This window comes from Streptomyces sp. NPDC002779 (genome assembly GCF_042888685.1).
Taxonomy (GTDB): Bacteria; Actinomycetota; Actinomycetes; order Streptomycetales; family Streptomycetaceae; genus Streptomyces.
Window position 1 is genome coordinate 555,818 of record NZ_JBIAQC010000001.1, and the last position, 14,339, is coordinate 570,156.

At 72.3% G+C, this 14,339-nt stretch carries 16 protein-coding genes; 5 read left to right on the forward strand and 11 right to left on the reverse strand.

The genetic code is table 11. The features are described from left to right. Nucleotides 1-12 precede the first annotated feature (12 nt). The 5 genes from ACFYW5_RS02505 to sigE form a co-directional block, all read right to left on the reverse strand. Nucleotides 13-669: a hypothetical protein gene (locus tag ACFYW5_RS02505; RefSeq protein WP_389415079.1), complete on the reverse strand. Its 657-nt coding sequence runs from the start codon at nt 667-669 to the stop codon at nt 13-15. A gap of 221 nt (nt 670-890) precedes the next feature. Next, nucleotides 891-1,322 carry a sec-independent translocase gene (locus ACFYW5_RS02510; protein ID WP_389415080.1) on the reverse strand — a complete coding sequence of 144 codons (432 nt, stop codon included), beginning with the start codon at nt 1,320-1,322 and terminating at the stop codon, nt 891-893. Between the two features lie 153 nt (nt 1,323-1,475). Then, nucleotides 1,476-3,194, reverse strand: coding sequence for a trypsin-like peptidase domain-containing protein (locus ACFYW5_RS02515; RefSeq protein WP_389415081.1), 1,719 nt, complete (start codon nt 3,192-3,194; stop codon nt 1,476-1,478). A 140-nt stretch (nt 3,195-3,334) separates the two neighbouring features. Beyond that, nucleotides 3,335-4,309 carry an anti-sigma factor family protein gene (locus tag ACFYW5_RS02520; protein WP_389415082.1) on the reverse strand — a complete coding sequence of 325 codons (975 nt, stop codon included), beginning with the start codon at nt 4,307-4,309 and terminating at the stop codon, nt 3,335-3,337. Further along, complete coding sequence (gene sigE / locus ACFYW5_RS02525; protein ID WP_389415083.1) at nt 4,306-5,079, reverse strand: RNA polymerase sigma factor SigE; 774 nt, start codon at nt 5,077-5,079, stop codon at nt 4,306-4,308. The genes ACFYW5_RS02520 and sigE overlap by 4 nt, the downstream gene beginning before the upstream one ends. A gap of 162 nt (nt 5,080-5,241) precedes the next feature. Between sigE and ACFYW5_RS02530 the strand changes: the two genes are divergently transcribed. Next, a complete protein-coding gene (locus ACFYW5_RS02530) occupies nt 5,242-5,940 on the forward strand; it encodes an O-methyltransferase (RefSeq protein ID WP_383312304.1) in 699 nt (232 codons plus the stop codon). 86 nt (nt 5,941-6,026) lie between these two features. Here the strand turns inward: ACFYW5_RS02530 and ACFYW5_RS02535 are convergent, their stop codons facing one another. Next, nucleotides 6,027-6,194 (reverse strand): DUF3117 domain-containing protein, encoded by a 168-nt coding sequence (locus ACFYW5_RS02535; RefSeq protein ID WP_003966491.1) that lies wholly within the window; start codon nt 6,192-6,194, stop codon nt 6,027-6,029. Between the two features lie 344 nt (nt 6,195-6,538). Between ACFYW5_RS02535 and ACFYW5_RS02540 the strand changes: the two genes are divergently transcribed. Further along, entirely contained in the window at nt 6,539-7,330 is a 792-nt protein-coding gene (locus tag ACFYW5_RS02540; protein ID WP_389415084.1) for an enoyl-CoA hydratase/isomerase family protein, read from the forward strand. Nucleotides 7,331-7,344: 14 nt separating this feature from the next. On the opposite strand, the gene ACFYW5_RS02545 is transcribed toward ACFYW5_RS02540, so the two are convergent. Beyond that, a complete protein-coding gene (locus ACFYW5_RS02545) occupies nt 7,345-7,974 on the reverse strand; it encodes a DNA-3-methyladenine glycosylase I (RefSeq protein ID WP_389415085.1) in 630 nt (209 codons plus the stop codon). Next, a complete protein-coding gene (locus ACFYW5_RS02550) occupies nt 7,971-8,315 on the reverse strand; it encodes a DivIVA domain-containing protein (RefSeq protein ID WP_389415620.1) in 345 nt (114 codons plus the stop codon). The genes ACFYW5_RS02545 and ACFYW5_RS02550 overlap by 4 nt, the downstream gene beginning before the upstream one ends. A gap of 133 nt (nt 8,316-8,448) precedes the next feature. Here ACFYW5_RS02550 and folP point away from each other — a divergent pair, with 133 nt between their 5' ends. Then, nucleotides 8,449-9,309 (forward strand): dihydropteroate synthase, encoded by an 861-nt coding sequence (gene folP, locus ACFYW5_RS02555; protein ID WP_389415086.1) that lies wholly within the window; start codon nt 8,449-8,451, stop codon nt 9,307-9,309. 30 nt (nt 9,310-9,339) lie between these two features. Here the strand turns inward: folP and ACFYW5_RS02560 are convergent, their stop codons facing one another. Together ACFYW5_RS02560 and dapE are read right to left on the reverse strand one after the other, a co-directional pair. Continuing rightward, nucleotides 9,340-10,098, reverse strand: coding sequence for a TIGR00730 family Rossman fold protein (locus ACFYW5_RS02560; protein ID WP_389415087.1), 759 nt, complete (start codon nt 10,096-10,098; stop codon nt 9,340-9,342). Between the two features lie 101 nt (nt 10,099-10,199). Next, nucleotides 10,200-11,279 carry a succinyl-diaminopimelate desuccinylase gene (gene dapE / locus ACFYW5_RS02565; RefSeq protein ID WP_389415088.1) on the reverse strand — a complete coding sequence of 360 codons (1,080 nt, stop codon included), beginning with the start codon at nt 11,277-11,279 and terminating at the stop codon, nt 10,200-10,202. An 83-nt stretch (nt 11,280-11,362) separates the two neighbouring features. Here dapE and ACFYW5_RS02570 point away from each other — a divergent pair, with 83 nt between their 5' ends. Together ACFYW5_RS02570 and ACFYW5_RS02575 are read left to right on the forward strand one after the other, a co-directional pair. Then, the gene (locus ACFYW5_RS02570) at nt 11,363-12,331 is read left to right on the forward strand and encodes a heavy metal transporter (protein ID WP_389415089.1); all 969 of its coding nucleotides are present in this window, start codon (nt 11,363-11,365) and stop codon (nt 12,329-12,331) included. Nucleotides 12,332-12,643: 312 nt separating this feature from the next. Next, on the forward strand, nt 12,644-13,099 hold the full coding sequence (locus tag ACFYW5_RS02575; RefSeq protein WP_389415090.1) for an ATP-binding protein: 456 nt from the start codon (nt 12,644-12,646) through the stop codon (nt 13,097-13,099). A 62-nt stretch (nt 13,100-13,161) separates the two neighbouring features. On the opposite strand, the gene ACFYW5_RS02580 is transcribed toward ACFYW5_RS02575, so the two are convergent. After that, entirely contained in the window at nt 13,162-14,256 is a 1,095-nt protein-coding gene (locus tag ACFYW5_RS02580) for a bifunctional succinyldiaminopimelate transaminase/glutamate-prephenate aminotransferase (protein ID WP_389415091.1), read from the reverse strand. Nucleotides 14,257-14,339 lie beyond the last annotated feature (83 nt).

Genomic DNA, 14,339 nt, shown 5'->3' on the forward strand with positions numbered 1-14,339 from the left:
GCGCCCCCTTCGTCATGCGTATTCGCCGATGTCCTTGATCATGGCGAAGCCGAGCCCGTACGCACTCATCCCTCTGCCGTACGCGCCCACGTGCACGCCCTGCTGCGTGGACCCCGCGAGGACCCAGCCGAACTCGGACTCGCGGTAGTGGAAGGGCGTGGGGACCCCGTCGACCGGCAGGGAGAGGGTCGACCACTCCTCGCCTTCCAGGTCGTCGGCGAGGGCCCACGCGGTCTCCGTCTGCTGCTCCAGCCAGCTGTCCCGCAGCGAGTGGTCCATCTGGCCGGGCCAGGTGAACGACAGCAGCCCCACACCGGCCAGCCAGGCCGCCGAGGAGACCGTGGTGGCCTCCAGCAGCCCGGTGCCGTCGGCGCTCCTGCGGGACGGATTCGCGGCCACCGTGACGACCACCGCGAACTTCTCCCGGTCCTCCGTGGCCTCATTGCGCACCGAGGGCTCGTCGCCGTGTCCGATCGACCCGTGCTCGACCGTCCCGTCGGCCGCCGTACCCACCTGCATCAGCCAGCGCGGTCCCGTGAACGCCTCGTCGAGGCCGTACCACGGGAAGGGCGCCTCCAGGTAGCCGTCGACCGTGCGCCGGGCGGAGGGGACCTGTTGTCCGCCCTCCGCGGCCGACGCCTGCGCGACTGCCCGACTCGTCGTCTCCATGTACCCGGACGCCTCCTCGTTCTCGGCGGACCGGGGCGGCCCGCCCCCCTTCGGGCGGCCTCGCTTTTTGGCGTACGGCCCGCACAACAACTCGGCAGCATAGCCACCCTGGTGTGAACAGCCGGGAAAGCGCCCGGCGCGCGGGGCGCCCGGGCGGCGTGTTCAGGCCGTGCGGAGGCCTGCCGAAGGTATGAATCGCATCACGTACACGCGCCGACGGCTCAGGTGGCGTCCGCGTCGTAGGGCGCGCGTTCCTCGGGCTTCTTCGTCATGTCGACGCGCTCGCCGGACGCGGAGGAGGGCGAGGCGGCCGGCGCGGAAGCATCCGCGTCGCGGCTGTGGACCGCGTCCGTGACCTCGGCCATCTCCTTCTTCAGGTCGAAGCCGTTGCGGATCTCCTTGAGCCCCAGCTCGTCATTGTCCATCTGCTTGCGGATGAACGTCTTGGGGTTGAGGTCCTCGAACTCGAAGTCCTTGAACTCCGGGCCGAGCTCCTGCCGGATGTCCTGCTTGGCGCTCTCCGAGAACTCGCGGATCTTACGGACCGTCCGCATGACGTCCTGGATGACCTTGGGGAGCTTGTCCGGACCGAAGACGAGCACGGCAAGGACGATGAGCGTCACCAGCTCGAGCGGTCCTATGTCATTGAACACCTGAAGCTCCTTGCGATCCGGGCCGGGTCCACGGTACCTGCCGTTCCCGTACGACCGGTACTGTCCCGTCGGCTCCGTGTGTGCGCGGACGGAGGGTTTTCCGGTTGTTTGCCTTGTGGGGGACGGCAGGCGCCCCCGCCTGTGAGGTTCCTGTCAGTCGCCGCCGGAGGAACCGAGCACCAGCGAGATGGTCCGCTCCTCGCCATCGCGCTCCAGGGTGAGTTCGAGGCGGTCGCCCGGGCGGTGCGCGCGGGTCTTGACGATCAGTTCCTCGCCGGAGTGCACGCGTCGGCCGTCGACCTCGGTGATGATGTCGCCGGGTTCGATGCCGGCCCGGTCGCCGGGGCCGCCGGCGGTGACCGCGGGGCCGCCGTCACTGCCCTTGGTGCCGACGCGGGCGCCGTCGCCGGAGTAGTCCATGTCGAGGGTGACGCCGATGACCGGGTGGGTGGCCCGTCCGGTGTTGATCAGCTCCTCGGCCACCCGCTTGCCCTGGTTGATCGGGATGGCGAAGCCGAGCCCTATCGAACCGGCCTGGCCGCCGTCCGGCTCGGCACCGCTGCCGGCGGAGCGGATGGCGGAGTTGATGCCGACGACCCGGGCCCTGGCGTCGAGCAGGGGCCCGCCGGAGTTGCCGGGGTTGATGGGCGCGTCGGTCTGCAGCGCGTCGACGTAGGACACGTCGCTGGCGTCACCGCCCTCGCCGCCGGCCGTGATGGGCCGCTCCTTGGCGCTGATGATGCCGGAGGTGACGGTGCCCGCCAGGTCGAAGGGGGCGCCGATGGCCACGACCGGGTCACCGACCTGGACGTTGTCGGAGTTGCCGAGGGACATCGGGGTCAGCCCGCTGACACCGGTCACCTTCACCACGGCCAGGTCGTATCCGCTGTCCCGCCCGACCACGGTGGCCTCGGCGGTGTCGCCGCTGTGGAAGGTCACGGTGATCTCGCCGCCGGTCCCGGCGGGCTCCACGACATGGTTGTTGGTGAGGATGTGGCCCCGGTCGTCGAGCACGAACCCGGTGCCGGTGCCCTGCTCCTCGGCACCGGACACATGCAGGGTCACCACGCTCGGCAGCGCCCGCGCCGCGATCCCGGCCACGCTGTCCGGAGCCCGCCCGCTGGGCTCGGCGGCGGCCTGCGGCAGCTCCACGTCGCTCATACCGCCGTTCCGCTCCAGATGGGCCCCTACGGCCCCGCCGACGCCCCCGGAGCCGAGGGCGAGCAGCAGGGCGCCGGTGAGCAGCCGCCGCCTGCCCTTCTTGCGGCGCTGGTCCTTGGCGGGGACGGCGGCGCCGCTGTGCTGGAGGGGGCCGGGGAAGGGGGCCGCCGCCCAGGGGTCGTAGTTCTGCCAGGGGGCGGGAGCGGCGGTGGCCTGCGCCGGGGCCGGAAGGGGGGCCGCGTGCGCCGGTACGGCCGTGCCGTGCGCCGGAGTCGTCGCCGGGTGCTGCACGGGAGGAGCGGGCGCCCAGGGGCCCGGCTCGCCGTAGGGCGGGGTGCTGTAGGGGTCGGGGTCGTGCAGGGGGCGGGGACGCGCGTCGGGGGCAGCCAACGGGGCGGTGTCCAGCGCCGTGGCGGTGTCCGCAGGCGTTACGGCCGTGTCGCCGCCCGGCGCCACGGCGGTGCCCGCCCGCGTTACGGGCGTATCGGCACCCGTGACGGCGTCCAGGGCGCCGGAGGCGGCCAGGGCCGCGGCCCCGGCCGATGGGACCGGTTCCGTGGTGGGTCGGCTCAGTTCGTAGTCACCGTCCGCGTTCGGCACCGGGGCCGGTCCGGACGGCGACGGCTCGGCCGCGCCGTCCGTCTGGTCCGAAGGCCCCTGGAACCGAGGACGGCTCCACCATTTCGCCTTCGTGGGCTTCCCCTCGTTCATGCTCTCCCCACCGCCGGCCGCGGCACGCTCGTCGGCACTCGCCGCGGCTCCTCGAACTTCGCCTCCGCACCCGGCTGCCTGCCGTGAGCGCGGCCCACCCCGGATTCAACCAGGTTCGCGGGCCGCCGCGCAGAGGCCGGTCAGCGGTCGGAGGAGGCGGAGGTGACCGAGACGGACGGGGAGGAGGTCGGGTCGGGGACGAGCGCGGCGAGCAGTCCGGGAGAGGCGACCTCCGGGGCGGGGTGCCAGGTGGTCAGGGTGAGCGGCGTGGCAGTGCCGAGCGGACGTATGAGCGGGGACATGACGGCCGCGCCCGCGACCGGGCTGGTCAGGGAGTCCCCGGCGCCCTGGAGCTGACCGGCGGAGACACCGGGCAGCAGCGGCGCGGACACCGCGGTCGGGGCGACCGGGGTGTCGCCGAACGTCCGCGGGCCCTGCCCCTGGACCAGCAGCGGCCCGACGCCACGGCGGCGCTGGTTGTCGGGTGTCGTCGCCGCTCCGGTGCCCTGGCTGCGTGCCGGGGTCACATTGCTGCCGGAGCCCGAACCGCGGGTGTCCGTCTCGGCCGGGACGCCGGTGGTGACCCCGCCGAGCGCGATGGCGGCCAGCGACACCGCTCCAGCGGCGACGAAGGCGAACCGCAGCCCGCGCGAGGACGGCCGGTCGGCGTCGGGACGCCCCACGGGGTGCAGCCGGAAGCCGCCCGCCGAAGGGCCGGTGAGCGCGGAGCCGTGCGGCCGGGCGGGGACATAGCCGAACTCGAAGCGCTCGCCGCGCCGGACGCCGAAGGCGCCGGTGGCGGGTGGCTCGGCGAAACCGCCGAAGGCTCCCCCGCCCAGCGGTGAGCCACCGCTGCCCGGGTCGCCTCCCGGCAGGCCCTGGAGCCGGGCCAGGAAGCTCTCGGAGGGGGGCGGCGGGGCCGCCTCCGCGAAGACGTTCTTCAGCCGGCGCTGGGCGTCGGCCTCCGCCTTGCACTTGGCGCAGGTGGCCAGGTGGGCGAGGACCCGCTCGCGCGAGTCATGACCGAGTTCCCCGTCCACCAGGGCGGAGAGTCGGTCTCCAAGGTGCTGCTCGGCGAGGCGTCGCTCGCCGGGACCGGGCCGGGTTCCACTCACGCGGTCGCGCCCCCTCCCCCGAGGGCGGGCACCCGCGGCACGAAGGACCGGCGTCCCGCCCGGGCCTCCGGGGAGCGGTGCGCGAGGGCCTTGCGGAGCTGCGAGCGCCCCCGGTGGATACGGGAGCGGACGGTGCCGAGCTTGACGCCCAGGGTCGCGGCGATCTCCTCGTAGGAGAGCCCCTCGATGTCGCACAGGACGACAGCGGCCCGGAACTCGGGCGCGAGGGTGTCGAGGGCCTGCTGGACGTCGGCGTCGAAGTGCGCGTCGTTGAAGACCTGCTGCGGGGACGGCTCGCGGCTGGGCAGGCGCTCGGCCGCGTCCTCGCCGAGGGCGTCGAAGCGGATGCGCTGCTTTCGGCGGACCATGTCCAGGAAGAGGTTGGTGGTGATGCGGTGCAGCCAGCCCTCGAAGGTGCCCGGGGTGTAGGTCGACAGCGAGCGGAAGACGCGGACGAAGACCTCCTGGGTGAGGTCCTCGGCGTCGTGCTGGTTGCCGGTGAGCCGGTACGCGAGGCGGTAGACGCGGCCGCTGTGCGTGCTGACGATCTCCTCCCACGTGGGCGGAGTCCACGCCTGCCCGTCCGCGTCGGTGGAGAAGGTCGCGGTCTGGGCGTAGTCGTCGGCGTGGCTGGGGTCAGCAGCGTTGTCGTTCACGGATTTCGGCCTGCCCGCCGATCCGAGGAGGCGCCGGAGCACTCCTGCGCGATCCACAGGTGCGGCCGCACCTCCCCTGTCGGCTCTGGTGGTGTCCAGTGGAGCCCCTACCATAGCCACCTCGCCCGTTAGCTCCGGATAAGCGGTTTTACGAGAATTTGATCTGGGCTGGCACGGCTCATGCGACTGCGTCAGCATGTGCTCGATCCCCGCCCCGCCATCGTGATCCAACCGTGTCCCCCCTGTCGTCTCCCACCCTTCTAAACGCCTGGTCCCATCTGCGGGTTCCCGGCCGCAACGGATACAGTCACGCCCAGGCAACCACGGGGACAGGAGAGGGTCATTACCGGCAACCGGCAGACGAGCTGGGCGTTCGCCGACGCCTATGTCGCCGAGGACGACGCGCTTCGCTGGGCCCGCGACCGGGCCCGCGAGGCCGGCCTGCGCACGGTGTCGCCCGGCACGGGCGCGGCGCTGCGGTTGCTCGCCGCCACCGTGGACGCGAAAGCGGTCGCGGAGATCGGCACCGGGACCGGCGTCTCCGGCATCCATCTGCTGCACGGCATGCGCCCCGACGGCGTGCTGACCACCGTGGACACCGAGCCGGAGCACCAGCAGTTCGCCCGGCAGGCCTTCCGGGCCTCCGGCTTCGCCAGCAACCGGGCGCGGTTCATCCCCGGCCGTGCGCTGGAGGTGCTGCCCCGGCTCGCGGACGCCGGCTACGACCTGGTCTTCTGCGACGGTGACCGGCTCGAGTTCCTCGACTACCTCGCTGAATCGTTGCGCCTGCTGCGTCCGGGTGGCCTGGTGGTCTTCGAGGGCGTCTTCGCGAACGGCCGTACGGTCGACTCGGGCCCGCAGCCGACGGAGGTGCTGCGGCTGCGCGAGCTGCTGCGCGCGGTGCGCGAGAGCCAGGACCTGGTGCCGTCGCTGCTGCCGGTGGGCGACGGCCTGCTGTGCGCGGTCAAACGCTGAGGCAGCACGGGGTACGGCCGGGCAGAGAACTGCCCCGGCACCTCATGAGATGCCGGGGCAGCTGAAAGGGTATGGTCGCTTGCGCGTCAGCCGACGACCTTCTTGAGGGCGTCGCCCAGTGCGTCGGCCTCGTCCGGGGTCAGCTCGACGACGAGCCGACCGCCGCCTTCGAGCGGAACGCGCATGACGATGCCCCGCCCCTCCTTGGTCACCTCGAGCGGGCCATCGCCCGTCCGCGGCTTCATGGCCGCCATGCTCGTTCCCCTTCCTGAAACCAGCTCAATCGTCAAAGCCGACGACCCCATGAGGGCATGCGCGGTCCTGGCGGGACTCGCGACACCGGCATCGAACACATTGCTTCCCAGCCATTATCCCGCATCGCAGGACCCGATGACCAACATCGGTCGGCATCGCTTGGGCAACGCGCGCGAGCAAAACCACTCAATTCGGCGATGTGACTGCGATACTGCGCCGCCCCGAGCCCATCCGCCGAACGAAAACGGGTCCGAATTCTTTGACGCAGGTCACACCTGCGCTCCCGGCGATCTCCGCCATGCTGTCCTCAGACAGGAGCCGCGAACACCGGAGGGGATACGTCATGGCCGACACCGTGCTCTACGAGGTGAGCGACGGACTCGCGACGATCACGCTGAACCGCCCCGAGGCGATGAACGCGCTGAACATCGAGACCAAGGTCGCCCTGCGGGAGGCGGTGACCGAGGCGGGTGCGGACTCCGCCGTGCGGGCCGTGCTGCTGACCGCCGCCGGTGACCGGGCCTTCTGTGTGGGGCAGGACCTGAAGGAGCACATCGGGCTGCTGGCCGAGGGGTCCGGGCGGGTGATGAGCACGGTGCGCGAGCACTACAACCCGATCGCCCTGGCGCTGACGTCGATGGCCAAGCCCGTGGTGGCGGGGGTGAACGGCGTCGCGGCGGGAGCGGGGTTCGGCTTCGCCCTCGCCGCGGACTATCGGGTCGTGGCCGACTCGGCCGCCTTCAACACGTCGTTCGCCGGGGTGGCCTTGACCGCGGATTCCGGGATCTCCTGGACACTGCCTCGGGTGGTGGGCCCGGGCCGGGCTGCTGACCTGCTGCTCTTCCCTCGGAGCGTCAAGGCTCAGGAGGCGTACGAGCTGGGGATCGCGAACCGGGTGGTCCCTGCCGGGTCGCTCCGCGAGGAGGCGGAGAAGGTGGCTCGGGCGTTGGCCTCGGGGCCGACGGTCGCGTACGCGGCGATCAAGGAGGCCGTGGCCTTCGGGTTCTCTCACTCTCTGGCGGAGACGCTGGAGAAGGAGGACGAGTTGCAGGCTCGGGCGGGGGCGTCGGAGGACCATGCGATCGCCGTGCAGGCCTTTGTGAACAAGGAGCAGCCGAAGTACTTGGGCCGGTAGGGGGCGGGGCGGATTCACCGTTCGGGGGTGCGGGGCCGCTCGGGCTGGGCGCGCAGTTCCCCGCGCCCCTGACGTACGTCCCTCGCCACGCAGGTTTTCAGGTGGTCGTTGACCAAGCCGCACGCCTGCATCAGGGCGTACGCCGTCGTGGGCCCCACGAATCTCAGTCCCCGCTTCTTCAGGGCCTTCGACAGGGCCGTCGATTCCGGAGTCACCGCCGGGACGTCCGCCAGGGTTTCCGGGGCCGGGCCCGGGTCCGGGGCGTGGGACCAGATCAGGGCGTCCAGGTCGCCCGGGGCCCAGTCGGCCAGGGCGCGGGCGTTGGCCAGGGTGGCGTCGATCTTGGCTCTGTTGCGGATGATGCCCGCGTCGGCCAGCAGCCGGTCGCGGTCCTCCTCCGTGAAGGCCGCGACCTTCTCGATCCTGAAGTCGGCGAAGGCGGCGCGGAAGCCGGGGCGGCGGCGCAGGATCGTGAGCCAGGACAGGCCGGACTGGAAGGCCTCCAGGCAGAGGCGCTCGAAGAGGGCGTCGTCGCCGTGGACCGGGCGGCCCCACTCCTCGTCGTGGTAGGACACGTAGTCCGGGGTGGACACGGCCCAGGGGCAGCGCAGCGCGCCGTCGGGACCGGCGAGGGCCGCCGTCACCGGTCCTCCTCGGCCGGCTTCTCCATGGAGAGGCGGGCGCCGGAACGGGCACCGGCCAGGGCGGACTCCAGATCGGCGATCCGGGCGTCGCGCTCGGCGAGTTCGGCGCCGAGCCGGCTGAGGGCGTCGTCGACGTCCGCCATGCGGTAGCCGCGGGCGGCGAGGGGGAAGCGGAGGCTGTCGACGTCGGCGCGATGGACCGGACGGTCGAGCGGGAGCGGGTCCTGGAGGCGCTCCGGGGCGGCCTCCGGCAGCGGGCCGCCGCCCTCGCCGCCGCCCACCACCGCGAGGGTCACGGCGGCGACCACAACGGCGAGCGCGACGACCAGGAACAAGAACATAACCATCGCTGAGGCCCCCACGGTCGGTGCAAGTGTGCGGTCGAGTGTGTCAGGGTCCGATCGTGCCATGCGACTCTGACAGTTAGGGTCGCAGACGGCTGTTGATCAGGACGTACGGAGAGGTTCACAGGGGATGCTCAGGCTGGGCAGGCGTGAGTTCGACACGCATGAGCCGGTGATCATGGCGATCGTGAACCGGACCCCCGACTCCTTCTACGACCAGGGGGCGACGTTCCGCGACGAGCCGGCCCTCGCGCGCGTGGAGCAGGCCGTGGCGGAGGGCGCGGCCATCATCGACATCGGTGGGGTGAAGGCCGGGCCGGGCGACGAGGTGTCCGCGGCGGAAGAGGCGCGGCGGACCGTGGGTTTCGTGGCGGAGGTGCGGCGGCGGTTCCCCGATGTGGTGATCTCGGTGGACACCTGGCGGGCCGAGGTCGGCGAAGCGGTGTGCGAGGCCGGGGCGGATGTGCTGAACGACGCCTGGGGCGGGGTGGATCCCCGGCTGGCGGAGGTGGCCGCCCGGTACCGGGTGGGGCTGGTGTGCACGCACGCCGGAGGCGCCGAGCCCCGTACGCGGCCGCACCGGGTGACGTACGACGACGTCATGGCCGACATCCTCCGGGTGACCGTGGGGCTGGCCGAGCGGGCGGTGGCGCTGGGGGTGCCCCGGGAGTCGGTGATGATCGATCCCGGGCACGACTTCGGGAAGAACACCCGGCACAGCCTGGAGGCGACACGGCGGCTGGCGGAGATGGTGGCCACCGGGTGGCCGGTGCTGGTGTCCCTGTCCAACAAGGACTTCGTCGGGGAGACGCTGGACAGGCCGGTGAAGGAGCGGGTCGTGGGGACCCTGGCGACGACGGCGGTGTCGGCGTGGCTGGGGGCGCAGGTGTACCGGGTGCACGAGGTCGCGGAGACGCGCCAGGTGGTGGACATGGTGGCGTCGATCGCGGGCCACCGCGCACCGGCGGTGGCCCGGCGGGGGCTGGCGTAAGGCCTCCTCGCCCCCGCCCGGCGTGCCGCGCTAGCGGCCCGCCTCCTTCGACACCAGGGCCACCGCCTCGTCCACGTCGTCCGTGACGTGGAAGAGCAGCAGGTCCTTCTCCGACGCCTTGCCCTGGGCCACCAGGGTGTTGCGCAGCCAGTCCACCAGACCGCCCCAGTACTCCGTACCGAAGAGGACGATCGGGAACTGGGTGACCTTCTGCGTCTGGACGAGGGTCAGCGCCTCGAACAGCTCGTCCAGCGTGCCGAGGCCGCCGGGAAGCACGACGAAGCCCTGCGCGTACTTGACGAACATCATCTTCCGTACGAAGAAGTAGCGGAAGTTCAGACCGATGTCGACGTAAGGGTTCAGCCCCTGCTCGAAGGGCAGTTCGATGCCGAGGCCGACCGAGACGCCGTCCGCCTCGCAGGCGCCCTTGTTGGCCGCCTCCATGGCGCCGGGTCCGCCGCCGGTGATGACCGCCCAGCCGGCCTCGACCAGGGCGCGCCCGAGGCGTACCCCCGCCTCGTAGTCGGGCGAGCCCTGTGGGGTCCGGGCGGAGCCGAAGACGCTGATCGCGGGCGGCAGTTCGGCGAGGGTTCCGAAGCCCTCGATGAACTCCGACTGGATGCGCAGGACGCGCCAGGGGTCGGTGTGGACCCAGTCCGAGGGTGCGCGCTCGTCCAGCAGTCTCTGGTCCGTCGTGCTCGACTGCACCTGACCGCGCCTCCGGAGGACGGGTCCCAGGCGCTGTTCCTCCGGCGGCTGCTTCTTCCCCGCGGGGTTCCCGGTAGCCATGTGCGCTCCCTCCACTTGCCGTCGTTCCACCTCAGCGTAGATCTACGCGGGTTACGGAGGGGGGACATCGGCATGTCCGGCGCCCGCCGATCCCCGCGTCCTCACGCCGTCAGCCAGGTCCGCAGGCGTTCCTCGCCCGCGAGGATCTTCGCCGTCTCCACCCGCTCGTCGCGCTTGTGCGCCAGGTGCGGGTTCCCGGGGCCGTAGTTGACCGCCGGGATGCCGAGCGCGGAGAAGCGGGAGACATCCGTCCAGCCGTACTTCGGCAGCGGTGTCCCGCCGACCGCCGTGATGAAGGCGGCCGCCGCCGGATGGGACAGGCCCGGCAGCGCCCCGGGGCTGTGGTCGTCCACCACGAACTCCTCGACCCCGCAGTCCGCGAACACCTCGTGGACGTGGGCCAGCGCCTCCTCCTCGGTACGGTCGGGGGCGTAGCGGAAGTTGACCGTCACCACGCACTCGTCGGGGATGACGTTGCCGGCCACCCCGCCCGAGATGCCGACCGCGTTCAGGCCCTCCCGGTACTCCAGGCCGTCGATCACCGGCCGGCGGGGCTCGTAGGAGGCGAGGCGGGCCAGGATCGGGGCGGCGGCGTGGATCGCGTTGGCGCCCATCCAGCCGCGCGCCGAGTGCGCCCGCTCGCCCTTCGTCCGCAGCAGCACCCGCAGGGTGCCCTGGCAGCCGCCCTCCACCTGGCCGTCGGACGGCTCCAGCAGCACCGCGAAGTCGCCGGCCAGCCACTCGGGGTGTGCCTCGGCCACATGGCGCAGGCCGTTGAGGTGTGCGGCGACCTCTTCGTTGTCGTAGAAGACGAAGGTCAGGTCGCGGTTGGGGGCGGGAACCGTCGCCGCGATACGCAGCTGGACCGCCACCCCGGACTTCATGTCGCAGGTGCCGCAGCCCCAGAGGACGCCGTCGTCGTCCAGCCGGGAGGGGACGTTGTCCGCGATCGGCACGGTGTCGATGTGCCCGGCGAGGATCACGCGCTCCGGACGCCCGAGGTCCGTGCGGGCCACGACGTTGTTCCCGTACCGGTCGACCGTCAGGTGGGGCAGGGCCCGCAGCGCGGTCTCGATCGCGTCCGCGAGGGGCTGCTCGGTGCCGCTCTCGGAGGGGAAGTCGACGAGCTGCGCGGTCAGCCGCGCGGCGTCCAGCGTGAGGTCAAGCGGGGTCTCGGGCATGCCCTCGACCCTAGCGCTCCCGTCTCCCGGGCACTTTGCCCACCGGACTCCGGCGTCGCTCTACTCTCCAGTACCTTGTACGCGTGCCAGAGCCGTCCACCACTCCCCGACGCCGCCGCGGCCGCCTCTACCGTTGCGGGGCGGCCTTCGTGGTCCTGCTCGCCGTCGCGGGTTATCTCGTCGTCCAGTACGTCACCGGAGGCGCCGGAGCGCCCGGCTGCAAGGTCGTCTCGGCCGACGGTGACGGGGCGGCGTACGAGTTCACGCCCGAGCAGGCGGTGAACGCGGCGACGATCGCCGCCGTGGGCACCGGGCGGAACCTCCCCGAGCGGGCGGTGACCATAGCGCTCGCCACCGCGCTGCAGGAGTCGGCGCTGCGCAACATCGACTACGGCGACCGGGACTCGCTCGGCCTGTTCCAGCAGCGGCCCTCGCAGGGCTGGGGCACCGAGCAGGAGGTCATGGACCCGACCTACTCGGCCGGGATCTTCTACGACCACCTGGTCAAGGTGGACGGCTACACGGAACTGCCGCTCACCGTCGCCGCGCAGCGCGTGCAGCGCAGCGGTTTCCCGGACGCCTACGCCAAGCACGAGCCGGACGCCGCTCTGCTCGCCGCCGCCCTGACCGGCCACTCCGCCGCCACGCTGACCTGCGAGGGGCGCCCGGGCACCACGCGGGTGGCGGGGACCGACGCGGTACGGACCGCGCTCGCCCGGGACTTCGGGCAGGACGTGCTGGAGCCTGCCGGTGCCGTGGTCGGCGACGGGGACCCCACTCCCGCGGCCTCCCCCGGCGCCGGACGCGACGCAAGGACCCTCACGCTGCCCGTGACCGAGGGCAGCGGCGGGCTCGGGGTGACGCAGCGCGGCTGGCAGCTCGCGCACTGGGCCGTGGCCAACGCCTCCGCCCTGCGCATCGAAAAGGTCTCGTACGCCGGGCGTGAGTGGACCGCCGGGAACACGGACAGCCAGTGGCGCGCGACCGAGACCGACGGGGCCGCGGGCGCCGAGAAGAACGCGGGACCGGTCCGGATCGTGACCGCGCAGTAGTGCGGGACGTCACCCGTGCGGGTTACCGCGCGGGCCGGGGGTTCCCGAGGTGCGCGGGTTTTGGCGCGGGTATCCGTGAATCCCGGAAAACCCTTGAGAACAAAGGGCTGTAAGCATTCAGCAGGCTTTCCGGGCGCGGACTCTTTGCCCGTTTTTATCCACAGCCGATAATGCGACGCATTACCAAGTCTTTACGTTACTTCGCCGCAACCTTCGCGGGCTTCGAGCGGTAGTCACTGCGTCCGGGGCCGGAGATCACCTCCGGTCGAGGACATCACCGTTCTCACCAGACAGACCCGTCGAAGGAGCATCATGACCCTCCCCCTGACCCGCCGCATCGCCCGTGCCGCGCTGCTCGTCGCTGCGGGAGCGGCCGCCGGGGTCGGTACGGCCGGCTCCGCCAGCGCGGCCCCCGAACTGCCCGCCGCCAAGAACCTCGGCGGCCTGACCGCCCTGGACGCGGCGAGCGTCGGCAACACAGCCGACGCTGCGGCGCAGAGCGCCACCGGGCTCGCGGGCGAAGCCGGCGCCCAGGCGGTCGAGAAGGCGGTGCCTGCCGCGGGCAAGACCGGCGGCAAGGCGGTCAAGAAGGCGACGCCCGTCGCGCAGAAGACCGCGGGTGAAGCGGCCGGGTCGGCCGGGGACGTCCTCGGCGACACGGCGTCCACGGCGACCAAGGACGGTCTGCCGACGGACTCCCTGACCAAGGGCGGCGGCCTGCCGCCGGCCGGCTCCCTGCCGGTCGGCAGCCTGCCGCTCGGAGGCTGATCCTCCCGGCCGAACGCCGAAGGGGTCCAGGAGTCTTCTCCTGGACCCCTTCGGCGTATGCCTCAGGACAGCCGCCGCACGGCTTCCCGCACCCTCTCGTCCGTCGCCGTGAACGCCACGCGTACGTACGTCGCGCCGGCCTCGCCGTAGAAGTCGCCCGGCGCCACCAGGATGCCCAGCTCGGCCAGATGGGCCACCGTGTCCCAGCAGGACTCCCCGCGGGTGGCCCACAGGTAGAGGCTGGCCTCGCTGTGCTCGATGCGGAAGCCGTGGTGCACGAGGGCCGTCCGGAGCGCCTCGCGGCGGGCGGCGTAGCGGTCGCGCTGGACACGGACGTGGTCGTCGTCGCCCAGGGCCGCGATCACGGCCGCCTGGGTCGGCGCCGACGTCATCATGCCGCCGTGCTTGCGGATCTCCAGCAGCGGGGCGAGGACCTCCGGGTCACCGGCCAGGAAGGCGGCGCGGTAACCGGCCAGGTTGGAGCGCTTGGAGAGGGAGTGGACGGCCACGATGCCCTCGTACGAACCGCCGTTCACGTCCGGGTGCAGCACCGAGACCGGGTCGGCCTCCCAGCCCAGTTCCAGGTAGCACTCGTCGGAGAAGAGCAGGATGCCGTGCGACCGGGCCCAGGCGACGATCCGGGTCAGCTCCTCCTTCGGCAGGACCTCGCCCGTCGGGTTGGAGGGGGAGTTGAGCCACAGGAGCTTCAGGCCCTCGGGGTCCAGCGCGGTCGGGTCGTCGTAGACCTCGTACTCGGCGCGGGCGAGGCGGGCGCCGACCTCGTAGGTCGGGTAGGCCAGGCGGGGGTAGGCGACGCGGTCGCCGGGGCCGAGGCCCAGCTGGGTGGGGAGCCAGGCGACCAGTTCCTTGGAGCCGACGACCGGCAGCACGTGCCGGTGGGTCACCTCGCGGGCACCGAGCCGGCGCTCCACCCAGCCGGTGATCGCGTCGCGCAGCTCCGGGGTGCCCCAGACCGTCGGATAGCCCGGCGAGTCGGCCGCCTCGACCAGCGCTTTCCGGATCAGCTCGGGGACCGGGTCGACCGGGGTGCCGACGGACAGGTCGACGATGCCGCCCGGATGCGCTGCGGCCGTCGCCTTGTACGGCGTCAGCTTGTCCCAGGGAAAGGCGGGGAGACGGTCGGAGACTGCGGACACGGGGATCTGGCTCACTTTCTCGTCCGTACGGCAAACGCCTCGGCCCCGCAGGCGATCGGAGGCGATCAGGCCGTGCGGGACCG